Raw genomic sequence first — 21,356 nt, forward strand, 5'->3', positions numbered from 1 at the left:
CTTATATCTTGTATGCCATGGATCGGGGCAACGAAGGGGTGAAGCAGGGTGAAAGCAGATGCGGTTTTTGAAGGTGGAGGGATAAAGGGCATTGGATTAGTGGGAGCACTCAGCGTAGCAGAAAAGATGGGTGTGCGATTTCAGCGTTTAGCAGGAACTTCCGTTGGAGCTATTTTGGCGTCGTTGTATGCAGCGGGCTACTCGAGTGAAGATATCTATACTATCTTGCTGGAGAAGGATTTTAAAGAATTGACGCCCAAGTCTTGGTATCACCATATACCTGGTGTAATGGCGATACGTCTATGGTTACGACAAGGTTTATACAATGGTGATGACTTGGAAGAATGGGTAGGTGGGCTCTTAGCAAAGAAAGGAGTCTATACCTTTAATGATATTAAGAATTGCCAATTATCCATCATCGCTTCTGATATTAGTCGCGGGTCGCTCTTGGTGCTACCAGATGAATTGGGTGAGTACGGCTGTCCGCGCGATTGTTTGACAGTGGCAAGAGCCGTCAGGATGAGTACCAGTATTCCTTATTTTTTCGACCCCGTAACCTTTATGCATGAGCCATCGCAATCGATTAGTTATATTGTGGACGGCGGTGTCTTAAGCAATTTTCCTGTATGGTTATATGATCAAGCGGAGCCAAGATGGCCAACGATTGGTTTTCGCTTAATTACTGATTCATTTGGAGAACCGCATCAAATCAAAGGTCCTCTGTCATTGTTTCGTGCTTTATTTTCGACCATGATGGATGCACATGATAATCGTGCGATTAAAGAACTGGATAAATTGCGTTCTATCCTTGTTCCAACCTTGGGATATAGAACGGACGATTTCGACATTGATCGAAAGGGAAGGGAACGCCTTTTTCAAGCGGGTGTGGAAGCTGCTGAAGCTTTTTTCTCTGACTTTTCTTTTCAGACCTATCTTGCAGTTCGTGGTAAAAAGATACAGCCGTCGTACCGGGTCGGGGTGAAAAAGCGGGGGCGCTTGGTTAACGAGGGGAAGGAGTTAAAACAAGACGATATTTAGAAGATGCTGGTTCGCGTCAAAAAAGCCATGAAAGAGATCTTGGACCAATTGCAGGAGTTAATATGATCGAGGTTACGAAGAATGAGCGCAGTAATAAATATAACGCAGCCTACCTATTACACGACAGGAAACTTTGATTAAGGGTGAATCCTTTACGAAATTGTATCAAGTGAAGAGGCGCGAACTCAGTGGAAAGCTATCGCTTAATCAGGCAGGGATGCTATAAAGATCCTGCCGTTTTTTCATTTCAAGACCTATTACCTTTGTTCAAACCCGGATGAAAGAGACCTCGATGTCCTCCAATTTAAACCGCGAAAAGTTGGCAAAGTTCATTTGCTATGATCCGGATACCGTCACGCGAATGATGAACTATCTTCGAAAGGGTCATCATGATGCAGCGTCCTTTGATGAAAGATCGATTGTATATGGGTTGCGTTAGCGTATCGGTATGAGAAGGATATTTGTTGGCTCAGTACCCATGCCTAATAGAGATGATGGTTTGTAGCGCCTACACCGTCTTTTGGATGACGACGTATAACTAGGATGAGGAACTGACTACGGAGTTTATCTGAAAGGAGACAGACAAAGTGAAAGGGTCTAGGTCGCTTGTCTTCGAACAGCGAGGTGGGAAGGCGAAATATTGTTATCGAGCAGATGGAGTAGGATGTCAGTTTTATATTAATCGTGATCACGTGGCATTGGATTTTCTTGATATCGAACAGGATGCGCCACCTCTTGCTTTACGGTTTATCGACGTGAATCCGGATGGGGAGATCGATATCGATTCCCAAGCAAGCCGAGTCATTTATAAGGAGGTATGGAGCGGAATCGACCTCGTTTTCTCCGGCAATGAGAAGCAACTGAAATACGATATTATCGTCCATCCAGGAGCCTGTATCAAGGACATTCGATTACGATATGAAGGCGGAGACAAAGTGAGAGTAAATGAACAGGGAGACTTGTTTGTGCATACGTCACACGGAGTTCTCCGAGAGGGAAAGCCGGTTAGTTTTCAATGGACAGCGGAGAGAAAGAAGACGATCGTGACGGAGTTCTGTCTGTATCCTGATGGATCCATCGGATTTGCGGTGAAGGGGCCATCATATGATCCAGCGGAGGTGCTCATTATTGATCCAATCGTCTTCTACTCTACCTACTTAGGTGGAAATAATACAGATGTCGGAATTGGTATTGCGGTGGATGAGGGGCGTAATGCATATGTAACGGGGCAGACATTGTCTACTAACTTTCCCATTACATCGGGCGCGTTTCAGACAACGAATGCGGGTAATGTGGATGTATTTATTAGCAAATTGAATGCGATGGGTAGCTCACTTCTCTACTCAACGTTCATTGGTGGAAGTAACCTCGATGTTGGGGTAGCCATTGCATTGGATACCTTGAATAATGCCTACGTGACGGGTGTTAGCGCTTCCACTAATTATCCAGTCACATCTGGGTCTTTTCAAACGATGTTACCCTCTACACTGAGTGCTTTCGTCACCAAAGTGAATGCCGCAGGATCTTCGTTAGTTTATTCAACCTACCTAGGTGGCATGACCGGAAATTCTTTTGGGGCCAGTATCGTGTCGGATGGCAGTTTTAATGCATATGTCACTGGTTCTACAACAGCAAATAACTTCCCAACAACCCCTGGCGCCTTTCAAACTCTATTTGGCGGTGGAACAGACACTTTCGTGACAAAGTTCAATACTCTGGGAACGTCGCTGGCGTATTCGACTTTCCTAGGAGGGAGTAGCGTTGATGGGGGAAGAGGCATTGCAGTGGATGATGTAGGAAATGCTTATGTCACAGGAGAAACAGAATCTGCTGATTTCCCCGTGACTTCGGGCGCCTTTCAGACCGTATTTGCCGGTGGTACTTATGTCTTTATCACAAAATTAAACGTTCTAGGTTCATCACCCGTGTATTCGACCTTTCTGGGTGGAAATAACGATGAAAGAGGAAGTGCGATTGATTTGGATGGGGCCAATAATGCTTATGTCACAGGGGGAACGAATTCGACTAACTTCCCTATAACCAATAATGCGTTTCAGACGTTGGTGTCTGGGAACGATGCTTTTGTTACTAAATTAAATGTTGGTGGGAGCGCTTTGGTGTACTCTACTTATTTAGGTGGCAATGCTTTTGATAGAGGATTTGGTATAGCAGTGGATGCATTTGGAGCGGCTTGGGTGACGGGGGAAACGTTTTCGATCAATTTTCCTGTGACCTCCGACGCTTTCCAGGACAGCTTGGCGGGTGTCAATGATGTTTTTGTCACGCAGGTGAGTTTTTCTGGTCAAGGGTTGTCGTTCTCTTCTTATCTTGGAGGGACGTTAAGGGACCAAGGATTCGATGTGACGGTTGATGATATCGGATCTGCATATTTTACGGGTAATACCGCGTCAACGAATTTTCCTGTTACATTTGCTGCATTTCAGTCTCAAAATGCTGGTCCTGATGATGCCTTCGTCACCAAAGTTGGTACCCTTACTTCCCTAGGCGTCACGGGACCAACGGGCGCAACAGGTCCTGCGGGAGCAACCGGCGCGCTGGGTCCACGAGGACCAAGAGGAAGACGTGGACCACGGGGTCCAAGAGGTTCGCGCGGCGCAGGTGGCGAAGGAGAAATAGATTTTTAGTATTAGCCATGAGAAAGTATACGTGCATTCATTAGCATCATTCTTAATGAATGCCTTCTTTATTACGGACTTACCTTTTACTAACGAAAGATAAAATACCTTTATTTACCGATAAAAATATCGGGTATTCTACAGTCTTTTCATTGACACACACAAAAGAACGTGATATATTCTGTTTGTAGATATGTTTAAGTTCATCTAATTAAATGAGTGTATCGCTTCAAAATCACAATAAAAAGAGGGACAAAGTGACCCCATATAAAAGTGGAGAGGCTGTATCTGTCCAGGAAATGAGGTGTAGGAAGTGGAGGTCAACCCATTCGAGGGAACCATGTAGTAAGGAAACCAGACAAGCTCTTTTATTTGAATAAAACCCCAGGGATAGATCTGGTTAAGCAATTAACTGGGATACACAGGGCTGCGCAATAGGTAGATAAGTTCAAACGAATCTATATAAGGGAGGTGTCTCTATGGCTCAATATAGTATTGATTTAAACGATGGGAAAACAATTACCAAGTTCTTTACTGCACTGGGAGATCCCATTCGTTTGGAAATAACCTATGTTCTGGGAGAGGAAGGGAAATTAAATGTAGGGGAACTAACCAAACACTTCGATATAAGTAGACCTTCGATTTCCCACCACCTTAAAATTCTTAAAGAGGCTTCGATTATTAACAACCAGAAGGTAGGGCAAGAGGTCTACTACTGGTTAGATCGTAAGGTCTTATCGTCAAATCTTCGCTTGCTTTCTGAGGTTTTAGGTTCACGATGCGAAGAATAATGAACACAAAATAATAGGAGGTTTTAAAAAATGAAATCAGCTTTTGTCAATAAACAAAAACAGTTAATCGTGGGAGAAAGACCGAAACCAACCCCTAAGTCACATGAATTATTAGTAAAAGTACACTTTTCAAGTGTGAATCCATCCGACTGGAAGATGCAAGAGAGATTTGCGAAATACGGCCTTTCTTATCATGCGGGGGCAGATTTTAGTGGTGTCATTGAAGGAGTAGGGGATAAAGTAACCAAATTTAAGAAAGGGGATGCTGTATTTGCCCATAAGGGACCCGGAGGAGGAGCGGCCAGTGAATACCTTACCGTTCATGAAAATCAGGTGGTTCGTAAACCCGATTCGGTTTCATTGGAAGAAGCCGCTGGTGTTCCTACAGCTGGCATTACAGCGTGGCACGGTTTAGTCACTTACGGGAAAGTGAAAGCAGGACAAAAGGTCCTCATCATTGGCGCATCAGGAGGTGTAGGCGCCTATGCAGTCCAAATAGCAAAAGCTCTAGGAGCCAAGGTGACTGGGGTAAGCGGAGGCGATAGTCTGGAACTAGTAAAAGAATTAGGGGCGGATCGTGCCATTGATTATACCAAAAATCGTGTTGTCAAAGATCGCTCTCTGTATGGCCAGTTTGACCTCGTTCTAGATTTGGTGTCCGTTGAACACTATAAGGATTTCTTCCCTCTCCTTAAAAAAAGAGGCCAGTATGTTACTTCTGTTACGACATTCCGTAATTTCATGGGGAAACTAAAAGGAAAGCTTTCCTTTGGTAGTAAAAAAGCAACGGTTATTTTAATTCCTACTCGTGGGTTGAAACAATTGAATGAAATCAGCAAATTAATGGCTAAAGGAAAAGTTACGACACCGATCCATCGTGTCGTTCCCCTTGATGACATAACCGAAGCCTATGAAATAAGTAAGTCGGGTCGAGCCAGTGGAAAAATTATTATTAACGTCCATTAAAATAAGGAAGGTAGGTGAAATCTGCTATGGACGAATAACATCCTAGAATAGGGTTACGTAGAGGTGTATAAGCTCGATTCTAGGATGTGGTCTGATAGCAGAGAAAACATGCTATACAATAGGAAATTAGGAAAATCAGAGCTGGAGATTTCTCCACTAGGTCTAGGATGTTGGCAATTTAGCAAAGGGAAGGGTTTATCCGGAAAGTTCTGGTCACCCTTAGAAGACAGCGAAATTGCGGAGATTATTCAAACCTCTCTGGCAGGAGGGATAAACTGGTTTGACACAGCTGAAGCATATGGAGGAGGCGAATCGGAGAAAACACTTGCACGTATTTTAAACAAATTGGATGTGCCAGACAGTCAAGCGTTCATTGCGACCAAATGGTGGCCAGCTTATCGTCGTGCTTCTTCCATCACGCAAACCATTGGTCAACGCAAAGCGAATCTTGATTCTAGAACCATTCATTTGTATCAGATTCATCAACCCAATTCTCTATCCCCCATAAAAGAGCAGATGCAGGCCATGGCAGAACTGGTTCAAGAAGGGGAGATTGTAACGGTAGGGGTTAGTAACTTTAGTGCCACGCAGATGCGCGAAGCGCACGAAGAGTTAGCAAAGGTTGGAATTCCTCTGGTGTCAAACCAAGTGAAATATAATTTATTGGATCGAAGGGTGGAGGAAAGCAAGATTATCGAGACAGCAAAGGAATTAGGGATGACGATTATTGCTTACTCTCCTTTAGAGCAAGGGCTATTAACAGGGAAGTTTCACCATAACCCAGAACAGATAAAAAAGATGTCGATCGCACGTCGTCTTACCAGTCGAAAGAAACACAAAAATTTAGCTCAGTCACAACCTTTAATTAATACGATGGAACGAATTGCAGACAAGTATCAGGTCTCAGCGACCCAAGTTGCTTTGAATTGGCTAATCACATTCCATGGAGATACCGTCGTAGCGATTCCCGGGGCAACAAAAGTTCAACATGCTAAAGATAACATTGCTTCCCTTTCCTTCCGGTTGAATGAAGACGAATTAGAAGAAATTGATCGAGTTTCAAGACAAGTAGTCAGCTTATAAGTGAATGAACCTCCCCCACCTCTGCTAAGAGGTGGGGGATTCACTATAGGCCGTTCTTTCAGTCGCTGGGTAGCTCCTAGCGAGTGATTGGATCGATTCCAAGCTTCTAGTAAGATGTTCCAGGAAGCGTTCCTGCTTCTATTAAAGCAACGTCCGTCCGCACCTCCTATAGGCAAACGAATAGAATGAGGATAGAAAGTCCCATATGGAACGGAAACAAAGGAGGAAGAGGAACGTGGGTGAAAATGTCGCCCGTGCACTTCTGTTTGTCCCTCGAGAGGGCAGAAGTGAAGTGGATGGGTATCACGCAAACGGAGAAGGTTGTGCATTTACCTTTTTTCATGATCGCGTGGAGTTTTGCTTTGCAGAGTCTATAAAGGGCGAGGAGGGAGTCAAGCTTGCTCTGCGCTTTGTCGATGTGAATCCAGGAGTAGAAATACTGATGGATGGAGATCGTCAGCTTACGTATAAAGGGATTTGGAGCGGAATTGACCTGATCTTCTCTGGAAATGAGGAGCACTTAAAGTATGATGCGATCGTCCATCCTGGGGCGTGTATCGAGGATATTCGCTTGCGCTATGAGGGCGGTCAGGCTGTCAGTCTGGATGCGAGCGGAGACTTGTTTGTTCATACACGACAAGGTGTACTCCGTGAAGGAAAGCCGGTGAGCTTTCAATGGATGGAAGAAGAGAGAAGAGAAGTACCCACTCAATTCAAATGCCATGACGGTGGGTCTATTGGATTTGTCGTGGCCCCAGGAGAGTACGATCCTTCCCATGTGCTTGTGATTGATCCCGTGGCTTTTTATTCCACATTTCTCGGAGGCTCCAATGTGGATTTTGGGAATGGTATTGCGGTGGATGCGGAGAGAAGTGCCTATGTAACGGGTGAGACGCTATCGAATAACTTTCCGGTGACTTCAGGGGCCTTTCAGACGGTCAACGCCGGAGGATGTGATGTTTTCATCAGTAAGTTTAATGAGGCAGGCTCTTCGCTTCTATACTCGACTCTATTGGGAGGAAGCGCCACCGATGTCGGAAATGGTATTGCGATAGATGAAGCCAATCAGGCTTATGTGACGGGTGAGACAGGTTCAACAGACTTTCCCGTGACCTCGGGTGCTTTTCAGACAATCAATCCAGGGAATTCTCAAGCTTTTTTGACAAAGGTGAATGTGAGTGGGACTTCCCTCATCTACTCCACTTATCTGGGTGGAAATATAGGAGATACTTCCGGTCTGGGGATCGCATTGGATGGGGTAGGGAGTGTGTATGTGACGGGACAGACGGTATCCTCAAATTTTCCTGTTACCAGTAATGCATTTCAAACGACAGGGGGAGGGGTTAGACCAGATGCGTTTGTAACCAAATTAAATGCTACGGGCTCTTCCCTCGTGTATTCTTCTTATTTGGGTGGGAGTGGTGGAGATGTTGGGAATGGAATCGTCGTCGATGGTAGCAATCTGGCCTACGTGACGGGAGGAACGGATTCCACTGACTTCCCAACCACTGCCGGAGCCTTCCAAATGATTCTCGCTGGGGGGACTGATGCCTTTGTCAGTAAATTGAATGCTATGGGAACATCTCTCGTGTTTTCCACCTACTTGGGTGGGAGTGAAGAAGATGTAGGGGCAGGCATCGATCTTGATGGAAGAAGATTTGTCTATGTGGCAGGGAGAACTTTTTCTGGAGATTTTCCCATAACCAATAATGCTTTTCAAACACTTCTTAGTCTATCTCAAATATTTGTAACGAAACTGAATCCGCTGGGGAATGCCTTGATTTATTCTACATTCTTAGGAGGATCACAAGGTAATTTTGGCTCGGGCATAGCGGTCGATTCATTCGGCATGGCTTGGGTAGCAGGAAGCACCGCCTCTACTAATTTTCCTGTTACTTCAGATGCTTTTCAAGATTCACTGGGGGGAAGTGCTGATGCCATTATTGCTCAATTGAGCTACTCGGGGCAAGGAGTTTCCTTTTCTTCTTATCTAGGGGGGAGCGGTCTAGATGTTGCTAATGCGATAGCGGTTGATGGAGAAGAGAATGCTTATATGACAGGTTTCACAAGCTCCAATAATTTTCCTGTGACCTTTGGCGCGTTTCAGACGGAACGTGCGGGAAACGATGATGTTTTTGTGATAAAGGCGGGAGAACCTACGTCGGTTGGTGCCACCGGACCTACCGGTCCCACTGGAGCTACTGGACCAACTGGAGCTACCGGTGAGCAAGGTCCAGAAGGACCGAGAGGACGGCGGGGACTAAGAGGACTGCGTGGTCTAGGAGGGATGAGTGGGGGTGATTAGCGTCTTGCTCCTTCAATAATAGAAGGGGAATGAGAACGTAAATCAGATGCAAAACAATAGAATGAGGGTGTGGAAATCCCCGATGGAGCGGAAAGAAGGAGGAAGAGGAACGTGAATAAGAATGCCACCCGCGCGCTTCTGTTCGTACCCCGAGAAAGCAGGAATGAAGGGGATGGGTACCGTGCAGACAGAAAAGATTGCGCGTTTACCTTTACCCATGATGGTGTAGAGTTTTGTTTTAGTGTGGCTGGAGAGGGAAAAGAGGACGTCAAGCTTGCTCTGAGATTTGTCGATGCGCATGCAGATGTAGACATACAGTTGGGCGAAGAGGGTCAGCTTACTTATAAAGGGGTCTGGAGCGGGATTGACCTAATCTTCTATGGAAATGAGGAACAGATAAAGTATGATGTGATTGTCCACCCTGGTGCGTGTATCGAAGATATACGCCTGCGTTATGAAGGGGGGGAGGCGGTCAGGCTGGATGCAAGTGGAGACTTGTTTGTTCATACACGACAAGGCATACTCCGTGAAGGAAAACCGGAGAGCTTTCAATGGCTAGAAGACGAGATAAGAGAAGTTCCCACCCAATTTCAACACCTTCCCGATGGCTCTATCGGATTTATTGTCGGGCAAAGAGCGTACAATCCTTCCCATTTGCTTGTGATAGACCCTGTGGTTTTTTATTCCACCTTTCTGGGTGGTTCTGATACGGATGTTGGAAATGGGATTGCGGTGGATACGGGAAATCATGCTTATGTGACGGGTGCGACGGATTCCCCTGATTTCCCAGTGACACCAGGAGCTTTTCAGACGATGAATAGGTTAGTGGGTTTATTTGATGTATTTGTTAGTAAGTTTAGCAAGGCAGGTTCTACTCTTTTGTACTCTACTTATCTTGGTGGTTTTGGTGAAGATATTGGGTATGGCATTGCGGTAGATGAATCCAACCATGCTTATATTACGGGTGAAACCGATTCATTAAATTTTCCGGTCACCTCAGGAGCTTTTCAGATGAACAAACCGGGGGCTCTGGGTAGTATTCAAGCATTTGTAACGAAGGTGAATGAGAGTGGGAGCTCTCTCATCTACTCTACTTATCTGGGCGGAGTATCAGGTGATAGTGTAAGTAATAGTATAGCAGTGGACTCATCAGAGGGTGCTTATGTGACGGGAGGTACAGAATCGCAAAATTTCCCTGTTACATCCAATGCCTTTCAAACCTTATTTGGAGGTGGGGGTGGGGATGTGTTTGTTACCAAATTCAATGTACAGGGCACTTCTCTTCTCTATTCGACTTATTTAGGTGGCAGAGGAGACGACACAGGGAACGGGATCAAGGCAGATAAGCGCAATCGAGCTTACGTAACAGGAATGACGGCATCTACTAATTTCCCGATAACTTCCGGAGCCTTTCAGTCAATTTTCAAAGGGGAGGCAAATAATTTAGAAGATGCCTTTGTCACCAAATTGGGTGCTACGGGGTCAACTCTAGTGTACTCCACTTATTTGGGTGGAGTGAGTCTAGATGGCGGATTAGGCATTGATATCGATGGTGGGGGAAATGCCTATGTGACAGGAATCACAGAATCTAGTAATTTCCCTACAACCAGTAATGCTTTTCAAACCACCTTTGTGGGTGGTCGCTCCAGTATATTTGTCACGAAATTGAACCCTGCGGGGAGCACTTTAAAGTATTCTACCTACCTACATGGAAGAACAGGGGTTAGTGATGGGATCGGTATAGCGGTAGGTTCCTTTGGCATGGCATGGGTAATAGGATCGACCAATTCGACGAACTTCCCTGTTACTTCAGATGCTTTCCAAGATTCACTGAGGGGGGATTTTGACGTAACACTTACGCAGATGAGATTCTCTGGTTTAGGAATAGCCTTTTCTTCTTATTTAGGAGGAAGTAATAACGACGATGCAGGTGCGATCGCAGTGGATGGGGATGGAAGTGCCTATGCGACAGGGAGGACGAACTCCAATAATTTTCCGATTACCTTTGATGCGTTTCAGGATCAACGCACTGGAAACGATTCAGCTTTCGTTACAAAAGTAGGAGACCCGTCTTCGGTTCCTCTTCCGGGCCCTACGGGGAGAACAGGCCAGATGGGTGCTACGGGGATGCAAGGTGCAAGAGGGCCACGAGGACGGCGAGGACCGAGGGGCCGGCGGGGACCGCGGGGACCGCGTGGTGCGAGGGGTAGAGGGTTGGGCGGTTAGCAAAAAGAAAAAGCCGCAACGTAGCGACTGGGGTTGTGTTGGGGCTTTTTCTTTTTGATGCTTGTGCGCACTTCTTTCACAAATGCTTCCGGAAAGAGTCTTTTTTATTTCCGTCAATGACGCGGAAAGCACGTTTGCGTCGCTTGAGCCGCTTGCTGAGAGACATCTTTTTGTTTTTGTTTTTGTTTTTTTGCTTCGCTTGTGTTTTTTTCTTCACCACACGCGTAGAGGAGGGCTGGGCAAACCGCATCAGCCAACGAGGAGGTCGTTTGTAAAGGTAAAATCCCACCGCGATGAGCGCTACGATGATCCCCCCCATATAAGGGCGTGTGAGGATGAGATTGATAAGCCCGATGCCGACGAACAATAATATAAGGAGGCGTAAACCGGATTGACTGTTCATGATAAGCTCTTCCTCCTTGCTAATTGAATAGTACCAACTACTTACCCTGCATGATCCATTGTAGATGAAGACGACGCATGCGTGTGGATTACGTGATCCAGTTCGTGCATGCGTTGGAACGCAGCAATGGCTACCTCTGCTTGAGCCGCATCCGGTTCGCTGGTCGTTAGTTTTTGTAGCCACAATCCGGGGTAACCCAGATAGGTGAGAACGGGAATCTCACGGACGGCATTGGTTAGCTTTAAGACTTCAAAGGAAAGTCCAATGACAACAGGGAGTAAGAGTAAGCGGATACCGATGCGTTCCCAGACACTATCGTAGCCAAAAAAAGAATAAACCACGACACCGACGATAATGGATAAGATAATAAAGCTACTTCCACAACGATAATGGAGCCTAGATTGGGCAAGTACATTGGTTACTGTTAATTCTTTCCCAGCTTCATATGCATTAATCACTTTGTGCTCTGCTCCATGATATTGAAAGACGCGCTTGATGATGGGCGTACGTGCAATCAGCAGAAGATAGGTGAGCAGGAGGAGTGTTTTGATGCCACCCTCGATCAAGTTTTGTAAGATGATGTTGCTTACATATGCGTCGAAGAGGATACTAGCGAGAAAAGCAGGCAGAGCGGTAAATACGATCTTCCCGAAGATAAGGGAGAGGACTCCGACAAGTGCGACACCGAGAACCATTTCCAACTTAGAAGGATTTTCTGCACTCTCCTCACCAGGTTCCACATCATAACGCTCACTAGCGAACTGTAAGTGCTTGGACCCGGATGCACTAGCTGAAATCAAAGCGATATTTCCACGCAATATAGGTATCTTTTTAAGAAACTGCCATCGTTTTAAGCGTGAGCTCTCTTTTTTAGGAGTCTCGAATAGTTCAATTTCATCGTTTTTTCGCCGGATGGCGGTCACTTGCGCGCGATTTCCACCAAACATAACCCCTTCGATCACGGCTTGACCACCATAAAGAGTTGGTTTTTTCTCCAAGTTATGTGCCACTCCTTCTTCCAAACACTTGAATTTACCCTCATTCTATCATAGAGGGTGTGGTAGAGGGGAAATCCTTTACACGGCAAGTGGCACAATTTGTGATACAATAAACGATGGGGTACCACAGACGAGGGAAGATTGCGGGTTGGAGGGTTTCGGATGACGAAGGTATTGGTGATTCAAGGCCCCAACTTAAACTTATTGGGCAAGCGAGAACGTAAGCATTATGGTAGCATGACGATGGATGATCTTCATCAACGCCTTCATGCCGGCGCGGCAGAGTGGGGGATAACGGTTGATGCCTTCCAGTCCAACCATGAAGGAGATCTTATTGATCGGATTCAAACAGCGGATGATGAAGAGTACGATTATCTCATCATTAACCCAGGGGCCTTCACGCATTATAGCTATGCGATACGCGATGCGATTGCTGCTGTCTCTGTACCAGCGATTGAAGTGCATCTTTCTCATATTCATGCGCGAGAGCCCTTTCGCTCCGTATCGGTGATTGCGCCCGTTTGTCGTGGGCAAATTAGCGGATTCGGCTTTCGTAGTTATGAAATGGCCCTCTATCAGATTGCGACAGAAAAGAGTGAATGCATAGAGCCGAAGGAGGAATAGTGGATGGAACAACGAACACGCACGGAAGCCCTATTGCAAGTCATGAAAGAACAACAAGTGGAAGCCCTACTCATCAGCCATCCCATTAACCGCCAATACATATCGGGATTTACTGGTTCGGCGGGGCTAGTGTTGGTTTCACAAAAAGAACAACTCCTGATAACCGATTTCCGGTACGTTGCACAAGCGCAGGAGCAGTCCCCTCATCTCACTATGGTGAAACAGGAGCGCGACGCGCTGACGACTGTAGCTGAGGAATGCAAACGATTAGGAATTCACTCTCTCCACTTTGAACAGGATCATCTAACGTATCGTCAAGCGGAGACCTTGAAGGATGCCTTGGAAAAGACATCACTTGTTCCCTCCGATGGTAAGGTTGAATCCCTACGTAAACGAAAAGGTCCGGCGGAGCTGGAGTTGTTGCGAAAGGCAGCCAAAATTGCCGATGATGCCTTCGCTATTCTCATAAAAGAGGTTCGTTCTGGACAAACAGAACGTGAAGTAGAGATGCGATTGGAATTTTTGATGCGGGAGATGGGTGCGACCAGCTCCAGTTTCGATATGATTGTTGCCTCCGGCCATCGTTCTGCCCTTCCGCATGGAGTGGCTAGTGATAAAGTGATGGAGGAAGGCGACTTGGTAACCATTGACTTTGGAGCACTCTATCAGGGGTATTGCTCGGACATGACGCGCACGTTCATGTTGGGAGAACCGAATGAGAAACAACGAGAAATTTATGAAATCGTATTAGAGGCACAGGAGAAGGCAGTTAAAGCGATCGCTCCTGGTGTGAAGGCTTCAGACATCGATGATGTGGCAAGAAACCACATTGCCTCGCATGGCTATGGGGAATACTTTGGTCACAGTACAGGTCATGGACTGGGGATGGAAGTACATGAAGCGCCCGGGGTGTCGGCGCGAGGAAGTGAACAGCTTGCGCCAGGAATGGTGATTACCGTGGAGCCAGGTATATATTTACCGGACTTCGGGGGCGTACGTATTGAAGATGATGTGGTGGTTACCGAGCAAGGTTACGAAGTACTCACCCATACATCAAAAAAGTTAATGATCATTAAATAGCAGTCTATCACCGTTTTTAACTGAATAAGGAGGAAGTTAACATGATTTCAACCAACGATTTCCGTAGTGGTTTGACGATTGAACTGGAAGGGGAAGTATGGCAGGTCATCGACTTTCAACATGTGAAGCCAGGAAAAGGTTCTGCTTTTGTCCGTTCCAAATTGCGTAATCTACAAAAGGGTACGATTCAGGAAAAAACCTTCCGTGCAGGGGAGAAAGTTCCACGTGCTCATGTTGAGAGGCGTCAAATGCAGTATCTGTACGATAGTGGTGATGTGTTCACTTTTATGGATACGGAAACGTACGAGCAATTAGAGCTTCCACGTGAACAACTGGAATACGAATTGCAATTCCTGAAAGAGAATATGAATGTGAGCATTGTTACTTACAACGGCCTTACTCTCGGAATGGAACTCCCTAACACCGTGGAGTTGGAAGTGGTGGAAGCAGAACCTGGAATCAAGGGAGATACCGCTACGGGTGCGACGAAGGCAGTGAAACTAGAAACAGGTTACTCTGTTCAGGTGCCGCTGTTTATCAATGAAGGGGAACACCTCTTGATTGACACACGTAGTGGCGATTACATTTCCCGGGCCTAATTAAAAGCGAACCAAGTGGACTTTCTTGGTTAATAAATCCCTCCAACCATGCGTAGGACTTCTATCAAGAGGACAGATGAAGGTGATGTTCGTGCGCCTCCTGTCCCGAAAAGAAGGTCCCCATGACGGGGGATTTTTTATTCTTGTACGGAACGCATCTGTTGGAGAGGATGGGACCTGCTGTTATAGAAGCTTTTCTTTGCTTCTATTCACGGCCAAAAGAGGGAAAACAATTTAATCAAGAGTGCCGTAATCCCAGCCGCCATAAGAGGACCAACGGGGATTCCACGGAGGAACAAAATACCGATGATCGATCCGATCACCAGCCCGACAATCATCTGTGGGTCCCATCGTAAGAGATCCAACCCTTTTCCATTCATATAGGTGGCGATCGCACCTCCGATCAAGGCCAATACACCAGGCGGACTGGTGAAGACAGCCAGTACCTCTTTCATGGTGATTTTTCCGCTTGCGAATGGGACTAAGACAGATATGGTTAAAAATAATAACCCAAACTCCAATCCCCGCCTTTCTACTGCTGGAAAAAACCGCTCCAACTGAATGAGCTTAATAATTAAAAGTAAGCTGGCGGCTGTTGCAATGATAGGAGAGCGACCGAGCAAACCGATAACGATGAGAATGACCAAAATGAGCTCTGGTTTCATGTATGAACTCCTTGTCCCAAGGTGATTAGTACCACTGTATGTTGAGTGAAGGCTGAATAGTAGAGTTTGTCCTCCCATAGAGAAGAAAAGAACCCCCTTCTCTTTTGGAGAACGGGGTTGAAGAAAGTAATGCTGTTCACTCTCATGACTGCTGTAAATTCTATTTGCTTCCTGTATGATTAGGATGAATGACTGGGATGAAGGACAAAAATATAGAAATTTATAGGATAATTTTATTATTAGTGAAAATGGGAACGAGTGCAAACTTGTCAACTTCGAGACAATCTTCTATGTCTTTTTTTAATCCACGTTGCATTAACCGTTGTCCAGACTGACTAAAAGCAAGGATAGACAGCAGTTGGTGTTGACATTGACGATAACTATGAAGCAAGGCGCATCCCAAATCATCGATCGCAAGAGAAGGAATGAGTGTAGATAAGCGTTCCAAGATGCAACCAGCGGCTAACCCATCTTCAAAAGAGAAGGAACCACGTGTCCCTGCACATAAAATGGCGACATCCTTATGAATCCCCTTTACCTTTTCCGCACAGGCTGCCGCATTGATAAAGGAACCGATAAGAACTTTGCTACCACGGGTTGCCTTAATCAGGGCTCGTGTTCCATTGGTAGTAGTAAGAATAATCTCTTTTCCTTGGATGCGTGAGGAAGTATATTCTTCGGGAGAGTTACCGAAATCGAATCCATCTAAGCGGTTTCCGAAGCGTTCTCCTCCGAGAAGGGCCTCTTCATTCTTTTGTGCTAAGTTGCGTGCTTTTCCTACTGTATCGACAGGGATGATGGCTGCTGCACCATTGGCCATGGCTGTAACCATACTGGTGGAGGCGCGGAAGGCATCAATGACAATGACGGTTTTATTGACGAGATGGTCGCTTTGGATATCATCAACATGGGCTTCAATGGTTACATTCATGATTTTGTACTCCATAAGGAAAAAGTATCGGCACGTAGCCCTCTACGCAGTGCTTCCAAAGCAATGACTTCGTCTGAGGCAATATTTCCTAAGTTTACTTCAGGTCCTACGGTTTGAATGAGTGTAGCCTGCTGTTCTTTCAGTGGTGTTTCCCAGATAAGTTGCTTTCCATTGGTAGCACGCTGAATACTTTCAACATAGGAGGTATCGGTTTTGCCCCTTTCGTCAAAGGCTCCGATTCCTTTACCGGATTCACGTCCCTCGACAATCACCCACGTGGCACCATCTTTTCGATCTTGGTGATACACTTTGAGGAGCTCTTCGCACTCAATGAATGAACCACTTTCTTTTTTTCCGATCTCTGTGATGACACGTAAGCCACTGCTTACTGCTAGAGCAATGACTTGAGAACGTTCATCGCTAGAAAGCGATATGCCACCATCTGAGATCTCTACCCATTGAAAGCCGAGGTTTTTCAGGGTTTGGATATAAGAAGGCAGTAGTTGCATTTTGTATGCGACTTCGAAGAAGGTGCCACCGGGATAAAGAGCCACTTGATATTGCTGAGCTAGCTCCACTTTTTTTTGTAGAAGTGGGCGAGGGGTTAGAGCAGAGGTCCCAAAGCCTAGCTTAATAAAATCGATATAAGGAGATCCCAATTCGAGCACATCTTGAAAAGAGGTTATTCCGATTCCTTTATCAATCACCATCGTTATTCCATTTGAGCGGGGCTTACCAGATCGCTTACGAGTAGGATCAAGAAGGTTAGGCTCCCACTGTGGAAAAGATGTCGTCATATCATTCGCCTCCCTCATCACATCATAGGTATACCTATGCGCGAGGTAGCGTACATGTGCCTATAGTTAGAAAATGGATTTTATAATCAATAAGTAAAAAATATGGACGTATAGGCATCGTGGATAAAAGGCGCATAAAAGTGAGGCTTACGTTCCGCGGTTGAATGGATTCGAGTGCGGATGATCTTAAGAGTACAAAACGATTCTGAGAGAAGGGATAAACAATATGAAGCTAATAACAGAGCCATATAAAGAGCAGATTAAGCAGTGGCCGTCAACAGGTCGCCATATCTTAGCACAGTACGATGAAGAAGCCATTGTGGTGTATCAGGCGTATCATCCTTCCATTGGGGAGTACGCTGCGTTGCATCAGCAGTTTGGAGGCGGGTTTAAATTTACGCGGATGAGTTGGATCAAACCTAATTTCCTTTGGATGATGTACCGCTGTGGTTGGGGGATGAAAGAGAATCAAGAGAGGGTGTTAGCGATCTGGTTGAAGCGGGAGGCTTTTCATACGATTTTGCGAGAAGCAGTCTCATCTTCATTTGATCCGCTTGACTATCATTCATACGAAGATTGGAAAGAGGCAGGCGTACAGACGGATGTGCGTCTGCAATGGGACCCCGATCATGATCCCATGGGAAACAAAGTAGAACGCCGTGCAATTCAATTGGGCTTAAGAGGGGAGACATTGAGGCGTTATGCAACAGAGTGGATATACCGTATCGAAGATGTATCCTCGTTTGTCCGAGAACAGCGTCAGCATGTTCGGAACGAGGAGTTAGACAAGCTGGTTATTCCGAAGGAGCGTCCTTATGAGATTGAGGATACCATGCTGAGAAAGAGAGTTGGGCTAGATAGGTGAGTAGTGAGCTGTAAAGAGGGTTAATTTTAGCTCACATTTTGTTTGAGCATATCCGGAGATTCTTTGCATGCTAATGGCCCGTTTGGGATTTATGGTAGGGGAAGATCGTTGTCCAGTCACGAAACTCATCCTTGATCCGATACCGTTTTACTCTACTTAGTCGAGTGGAAGTTATACAAATAGTGGTAATGACAGGGTAGCCGAATCCGAATGAATGATGAGGAACAACCATGCATCTCGGAACCTAATATGGTTCCTCTTTGGTAATGCCTCTTTGTTGCGATGATTCACTCCTTGCACTTAAATAATAACAGCCTACGTCCCAGTGGGAGTAGGCTGTTACACGTTAACCCTTTATCCTTGACTAAGCTGCGATTTTACCTGTTGAATTTGACCAGGATTCGCAGGACCAGCCGGTTGATAATACCCTTTTTGTTTGGCGGCCTGGTACAGGTTGAATTGTCTGTTCTCATCGCCATTGCGGATTTCCTGTAGGGTTTGGCGTAACTGTGGATTTTCCGTCTGGGCAATCATATTGGCGTAACCAGTAAGATTACCATTAATCGCGGAGAGGTAGTCATTGATCATATCTTTCTCTGTTAATGTACCACTGATGGTTGGATTCATGGTGTTCATCACTTTGCCTCCCTTAGCCTAAAAACGACAAGAGTCGTTGTTTTGTATTTCTTGCATCTTCGGCGTCCTTCTGAAGCATCTGTTTAAATTGGGGATCATTACACTGTTGAGCATAAAAGTCGAGCTTCTTAGCAACGGTTTCATGCCCGCCAATAAGATGACGCAGATTTTGCAAATCCAGCTCGGAAAGTTGATTGACAGTGTTCATAGAAACGTTCTCCTTTTCTTAAGAAGGTGAATGGGGTGTACCCCTTATAGGATGATTCTCTATACGAAAATTATGATGATAATAAATGGAAGTCGATCTTCATATGAAAATATCCACCACGCACCGAGAAAGTCAGACACCTAGACACCTCTTCGCCGGTCTGCTTTCATCCGAGCTTGGAATAGACCATGTTGGCTTTCTGTGCTGTTTAAGCAAGGCAACTGTATCAATCACTCTCCTCAAAGGATGGATGTTGGTAGCTCAATTCAATCAACTCCAGCCATCTCTCCTCACCCCATTCAACAAACGCCACTCTCCATCCATTATCTAGAACATAAGGTCCCTCTAAGAGTGTAAAGTATGGAAGTGCTGATTCTAGTGAATCCACGGTAAAAGCGACGTGAACCTGTTCGTCTTGCATATCCTTACTACTTCTTTTTTCTGTCTGCACAAGTTCGATTCGTAATGACCCTCGAGTTAAAAAGATGATGCTCTCCCCCGCCCATTTAAGACAAGTCTCCTGTGTAAAGCCCATTTGTTGCTCTAACCATAGGCTGACCATTTCCACATCTGATACGGAGAAGCCGATATGGTGAACCTGCATTATCGTCTCTGCTGTGGCAGGATAAGATTGAGATCGCCAAATTCGTGCCATAGATACCCTTCTTCCAATGCGTCTGTATAGGCGCGAAACAGTAGTTCTTTTCTCACGAAGGCAGTTAATAGTTGCAAATGGCTCGCTTCTGGTTCGTGAAAACCGGTGAGGAGCCCATCTACTATTTGTAGAGGATAGTTTTCTTGGATATACAGATTGGTCGATCCATGATAAGGAGAGACTGCTCCTTTTTGTCCCGCTGCCTCTAAAGCACGTACGACAGTCGTGCCGACAGCAACGATGTTTCCGCCTTTTTGCTTAGTGGTATTAATTTGGTCGGCTACTTCTTGTGAGATGATCACCTGCTCCGGGTGCTCTGTCGGCTGAGGCCAGTGATCATCCTGATAATAGCTTAAACCGGCATGTAGACTGATAAAAGCGATTTGTACTCCCTGCTGTTGGAGCTCCTTCAGAATGTTCCAGGTAAACGCCCTCCCCGCAGAAGGCATCTCTACGGAGCCGGGTTGTGAGGCATAAATGGTTTGATAATGTGCGAGTTCCCACGGTCGATCAACATAGTCATAATGGATAGGGGCACCGTACTGATAGATGGATTCCAGTAGCTGTGCCCCCTTCTGCGAGAAAGAGAGGCGTAAGAGGGGAGGTTCACTTCCTTTTCCCGTAACAACAGCAGATAACGCTTCATGGAGGGAGTAGTGGCTACCGATTTTCGCCTTTTTATCTAGTACCAGTGCATCCCATTCTTGGTCAGAAATTTGTCTGGACAAGCGAATTTCTACCCCATCCATGATGAGCTTAGCTGGGATCGTCCGGCTATTGTTTAAGACGACTAAATCACCTGGTTGGATAAAGGAGGGGACGCTTTGGAAGTGAGAATGTTGGATGTTTCCTGTTTCCCGCTCCAAGATCATCATGCGTACATCTTCCCGCCTAGTGGGTGGTGAGGAGGCGTGCAGATGAGGAGGGACCACAAACGAGGGTTTAATCGAATGAAGCATGATTCTTATCCTCCTTACCGAATGCTTGAGCTTCTAGACGCTGCCCGTTTATGTCGTGTGAACGGTCACTGGCAAGGTAGAGAAAGACTTCTGTAACCGTAGCGGGAGCTGCTAGTGGATAGTCACAGCCAGGCACAGCTAGGTCGTGCATTTCGGTATCCATCTCTCCTGGGTCAACCATATTAACCCGTATACCGGTGTCTGTCAGTTCATCTGCCCACGTTTGCGTTAACCCTTCTAAAGCAAATTTGCTGATGCCATAAGCCCCCCACTCAGCATAACCAGTCTTCCCCGCTTCTGAAGTGACATTGATAATACTTCCGCGGTCTCGTGCAAGCATACCCGGTAGAACCCGCTTGGTGAGAAGAAAAGGGCCGAGACTGTTTACTCGAAGTACGTCTTCGAACGAATCTACGGGGTAATCGGCTAGAAGGGTGGGGCCTGGTCCAAATATGGAGGCGTTGTTAATTAAGACATCTATGCTTCCAAAAGTGGCCTCAGTGACAGAGACAAAGCGATCCACATCCTGCTCATTGGCTACATCAGCTCGGATCGCCAGAACATCTTGCGCGAAGGGAGCGATTTCTTGGCGAACCTGCTCCAAGTTCACTTCATCACGTGCACAGATGGCAAGCTTCGCTCCTTGCTTAGCAAAGGAGATGGCCAATGCTTTCCCTAGTCCCTTCGATGCTCCGCTGATCATAATTACTTGATTTTTCATGATTATCCCTCTTTCCTTGGTTGTTGCTTTTATTGTATCGAGGTTTAACCGGGAAAGAATCGGAAAGAGGGAGGGGTAGGCTTTCATGAAATAGGAGGAAGCAAGATTACGACTTTAGACGGAAAAAAGGAAAGGAATTGATATGCAACGACTCGTGTCTGAACCAGCAC

21 protein-coding genes are annotated in these 21,356 nt (G+C 45.9%); 11 read left to right on the forward strand and 10 right to left on the reverse strand.

The features are described 5' to 3' along the window. Nucleotides 1-48 precede the first annotated feature (48 nt). The 7 genes from AC6RGY_RS04030 (at nt 49) to AC6RGY_RS04060 (ending at nt 11,045) form a co-directional block, all read left to right on the forward strand. A complete protein-coding gene (locus tag AC6RGY_RS04030) occupies nt 49-1,038 on the forward strand; it encodes a patatin-like phospholipase family protein (RefSeq protein WP_499859911.1) in 990 nt (329 codons plus the stop codon). Nucleotides 1,039-1,625: 587 nt separating this feature from the next. Further along, the gene (locus AC6RGY_RS04035) at nt 1,626-3,683 is read left to right on the forward strand and encodes an SBBP repeat-containing protein (protein ID WP_499859912.1); all 2,058 of its coding nucleotides are present in this window, start codon (nt 1,626-1,628) and stop codon (nt 3,681-3,683) included. A gap of 470 nt (nt 3,684-4,153) precedes the next feature. Next, nucleotides 4,154-4,465: an ArsR/SmtB family transcription factor gene (locus AC6RGY_RS04040; protein ID WP_499859913.1), complete on the forward strand. Its 312-nt coding sequence runs from the start codon at nt 4,154-4,156 to the stop codon at nt 4,463-4,465. A 30-nt stretch (nt 4,466-4,495) separates the two neighbouring features. Further along, on the forward strand, nt 4,496-5,431 hold the full coding sequence (locus tag AC6RGY_RS04045) for an NAD(P)-dependent alcohol dehydrogenase (RefSeq protein ID WP_499859914.1): 936 nt from the start codon (nt 4,496-4,498) through the stop codon (nt 5,429-5,431). Between the two features lie 108 nt (nt 5,432-5,539). Beyond that, nucleotides 5,540-6,514 (forward strand): aldo/keto reductase, encoded by a 975-nt coding sequence (locus AC6RGY_RS04050; RefSeq protein WP_499859915.1) that lies wholly within the window; start codon nt 5,540-5,542, stop codon nt 6,512-6,514. A gap of 235 nt (nt 6,515-6,749) precedes the next feature. After that, nucleotides 6,750-8,819: an SBBP repeat-containing protein gene (locus AC6RGY_RS04055; RefSeq protein WP_499859916.1), complete on the forward strand. Its 2,070-nt coding sequence runs from the start codon at nt 6,750-6,752 to the stop codon at nt 8,817-8,819. 111 nt (nt 8,820-8,930) lie between these two features. Then, nucleotides 8,931-11,045: an SBBP repeat-containing protein gene (locus AC6RGY_RS04060; protein WP_499859917.1), complete on the forward strand. Its 2,115-nt coding sequence runs from the start codon at nt 8,931-8,933 to the stop codon at nt 11,043-11,045. 76 nt (nt 11,046-11,121) lie between these two features. On the opposite strand, the gene AC6RGY_RS04065 is transcribed toward AC6RGY_RS04060, so the two are convergent. Then, nucleotides 11,122-11,448: a hypothetical protein gene (locus tag AC6RGY_RS04065; RefSeq protein ID WP_499859918.1), complete on the reverse strand. Its 327-nt coding sequence runs from the start codon at nt 11,446-11,448 to the stop codon at nt 11,122-11,124. A gap of 41 nt (nt 11,449-11,489) precedes the next feature. Next, on the reverse strand, nt 11,490-12,395 hold the full coding sequence (locus AC6RGY_RS04070) for a DUF1385 domain-containing protein (protein WP_499861454.1): 906 nt from the start codon (nt 12,393-12,395) through the stop codon (nt 11,490-11,492). 213 nt (nt 12,396-12,608) lie between these two features. Between AC6RGY_RS04070 and aroQ the strand changes: the two genes are divergently transcribed. Genes aroQ through efp form a run of 3 tightly spaced genes read left to right on the forward strand, consistent with a single transcriptional unit; the run spans nt 12,609 to nt 14,749 of the window. Beyond that, nucleotides 12,609-13,070, forward strand: coding sequence for a type II 3-dehydroquinate dehydratase (aroQ, locus tag AC6RGY_RS04075; RefSeq protein WP_499859919.1), 462 nt, complete (start codon nt 12,609-12,611; stop codon nt 13,068-13,070). Between the two features lie 3 nt (nt 13,071-13,073). After that, nucleotides 13,074-14,150 (forward strand): M24 family metallopeptidase, encoded by a 1,077-nt coding sequence (locus AC6RGY_RS04080; RefSeq protein ID WP_499859920.1) that lies wholly within the window; start codon nt 13,074-13,076, stop codon nt 14,148-14,150. 41 nt (nt 14,151-14,191) lie between these two features. Next, the gene (gene efp, locus AC6RGY_RS04085) at nt 14,192-14,749 is read left to right on the forward strand and encodes an elongation factor P (protein ID WP_499859921.1); all 558 of its coding nucleotides are present in this window, start codon (nt 14,192-14,194) and stop codon (nt 14,747-14,749) included. A gap of 209 nt (nt 14,750-14,958) precedes the next feature. Here efp and AC6RGY_RS04090 read toward each other — a convergent pair whose 3' ends face one another. The 3 genes from AC6RGY_RS04090 to comA all read right to left on the reverse strand — a co-directional run bounded on the left by AC6RGY_RS04090 (nt 14,959) and on the right by comA (nt 17,142). Further along, the gene (locus AC6RGY_RS04090) at nt 14,959-15,414 is read right to left on the reverse strand and encodes a DUF441 domain-containing protein (protein ID WP_499859922.1); all 456 of its coding nucleotides are present in this window, start codon (nt 15,412-15,414) and stop codon (nt 14,959-14,961) included. A 220-nt stretch (nt 15,415-15,634) separates the two neighbouring features. Then, complete coding sequence (locus AC6RGY_RS04095) at nt 15,635-16,345, reverse strand: 2-phosphosulfolactate phosphatase (protein WP_499859923.1); 711 nt, start codon at nt 16,343-16,345, stop codon at nt 15,635-15,637. After that, nucleotides 16,342-17,142 (reverse strand): phosphosulfolactate synthase, encoded by an 801-nt coding sequence (gene comA, locus AC6RGY_RS04100; RefSeq protein ID WP_499859924.1) that lies wholly within the window; start codon nt 17,140-17,142, stop codon nt 16,342-16,344. Before comA ends, AC6RGY_RS04095 begins: the two co-directional genes overlap by 4 nt. Nucleotides 17,143-17,368: 226 nt before the next feature. On the opposite strand from comA, the gene AC6RGY_RS04105 reads away from it, so the two are divergent. Then, nucleotides 17,369-18,007 (forward strand): DUF4291 domain-containing protein, encoded by a 639-nt coding sequence (locus AC6RGY_RS04105; RefSeq protein WP_499859925.1) that lies wholly within the window; start codon nt 17,369-17,371, stop codon nt 18,005-18,007. 354 nt (nt 18,008-18,361) lie between these two features. Here AC6RGY_RS04105 and AC6RGY_RS04110 read toward each other — a convergent pair whose 3' ends face one another. The 5 genes from AC6RGY_RS04110 to AC6RGY_RS04130 all read right to left on the reverse strand — a co-directional run bounded on the left by AC6RGY_RS04110 (nt 18,362) and on the right by AC6RGY_RS04130 (nt 21,186). After that, nucleotides 18,362-18,634, reverse strand: coding sequence for a spore coat protein (locus AC6RGY_RS04110; protein ID WP_499861455.1), 273 nt, complete (start codon nt 18,632-18,634; stop codon nt 18,362-18,364). A 22-nt stretch (nt 18,635-18,656) separates the two neighbouring features. Next, nucleotides 18,657-18,851, reverse strand: a complete 195-nt coding sequence (locus AC6RGY_RS04115) for a hypothetical protein (protein ID WP_499859926.1) — start codon at nt 18,849-18,851, stop codon at nt 18,657-18,659. A 226-nt stretch (nt 18,852-19,077) separates the two neighbouring features. After that, on the reverse strand, nt 19,078-19,506 hold the full coding sequence (locus AC6RGY_RS04120; protein ID WP_499859927.1) for a VOC family protein: 429 nt from the start codon (nt 19,504-19,506) through the stop codon (nt 19,078-19,080). Next, a complete protein-coding gene (locus tag AC6RGY_RS04125; protein ID WP_499859928.1) occupies nt 19,455-20,465 on the reverse strand; it encodes an S-adenosylmethionine:tRNA ribosyltransferase-isomerase in 1,011 nt (336 codons plus the stop codon). The genes AC6RGY_RS04120 and AC6RGY_RS04125 overlap by 52 nt, the downstream gene beginning before the upstream one ends. Next, complete coding sequence (locus tag AC6RGY_RS04130) at nt 20,449-21,186, reverse strand: SDR family NAD(P)-dependent oxidoreductase (RefSeq protein WP_499859929.1); 738 nt, start codon at nt 21,184-21,186, stop codon at nt 20,449-20,451. Before AC6RGY_RS04130 ends, AC6RGY_RS04125 begins: the two co-directional genes overlap by 17 nt. Nucleotides 21,187-21,356 lie beyond the last annotated feature (170 nt).

Source organism: Mechercharimyces mesophilus, from assembly GCF_059818345.1.

Excerpts from the sequence above, each read along its gene's own strand:
- AC6RGY_RS04115 (WP_499859926.1), bottom strand. The coding sequence starts at position 18,851 with ATGAACACTGTCAATCAACTTTCCGAGCTGGATTTGCAAAATCTGCGT.
- AC6RGY_RS04045 (WP_499859914.1), top strand. The coding sequence starts at position 4,496 with ATGAAATCAGCTTTTGTCAATAAACAAAAACAGTTAATCGTGGGAGAA.
- AC6RGY_RS04110 (WP_499861455.1), bottom strand. The coding sequence starts at position 18,634 with ATGAATCCAACCATCAGTGGTACATTAACAGAGAAAGATATGATCAAT.
- AC6RGY_RS04120 (WP_499859927.1), bottom strand. The coding sequence starts at position 19,506 with ATGGCACGAATTTGGCGATCTCAATCTTATCCTGCCACAGCAGAGACG.
- AC6RGY_RS04050 (WP_499859915.1), top strand. The coding sequence starts at position 5,540 with ATGCTATACAATAGGAAATTAGGAAAATCAGAGCTGGAGATTTCTCCA.
- comA (WP_499859924.1), bottom strand. The coding sequence starts at position 17,142 with ATGACGACATCTTTTCCACAGTGGGAGCCTAACCTTCTTGATCCTACT.
- AC6RGY_RS04040 (WP_499859913.1), top strand. The coding sequence starts at position 4,154 with ATGGCTCAATATAGTATTGATTTAAACGATGGGAAAACAATTACCAAG.
- AC6RGY_RS04105 (WP_499859925.1), top strand. The coding sequence starts at position 17,369 with ATGAAGCTAATAACAGAGCCATATAAAGAGCAGATTAAGCAGTGGCCG.
- AC6RGY_RS04130 (WP_499859929.1), bottom strand. The coding sequence starts at position 21,186 with ATGAAAAATCAAGTAATTATGATCAGCGGAGCATCGAAGGGACTAGGG.
- AC6RGY_RS04125 (WP_499859928.1), bottom strand. The coding sequence starts at position 20,465 with ATGCTTCATTCGATTAAACCCTCGTTTGTGGTCCCTCCTCATCTGCAC.
- AC6RGY_RS04065 (WP_499859918.1), bottom strand. The coding sequence starts at position 11,448 with ATGAACAGTCAATCCGGTTTACGCCTCCTTATATTATTGTTCGTCGGC.
- AC6RGY_RS04095 (WP_499859923.1), bottom strand. The coding sequence starts at position 16,345 with ATGAATGTAACCATTGAAGCCCATGTTGATGATATCCAAAGCGACCAT.
- AC6RGY_RS04080 (WP_499859920.1), top strand. The coding sequence starts at position 13,074 with ATGGAACAACGAACACGCACGGAAGCCCTATTGCAAGTCATGAAAGAA.
- AC6RGY_RS04070 (WP_499861454.1), bottom strand. The coding sequence starts at position 12,395 with ATGTTTGGTGGAAATCGCGCGCAAGTGACCGCCATCCGGCGAAAAAAC.
- efp (WP_499859921.1), top strand. The coding sequence starts at position 14,192 with ATGATTTCAACCAACGATTTCCGTAGTGGTTTGACGATTGAACTGGAA.
- aroQ (WP_499859919.1), top strand. The coding sequence starts at position 12,609 with ATGACGAAGGTATTGGTGATTCAAGGCCCCAACTTAAACTTATTGGGC.
- AC6RGY_RS04090 (WP_499859922.1), bottom strand. The coding sequence starts at position 15,414 with ATGAAACCAGAGCTCATTTTGGTCATTCTCATCGTTATCGGTTTGCTC.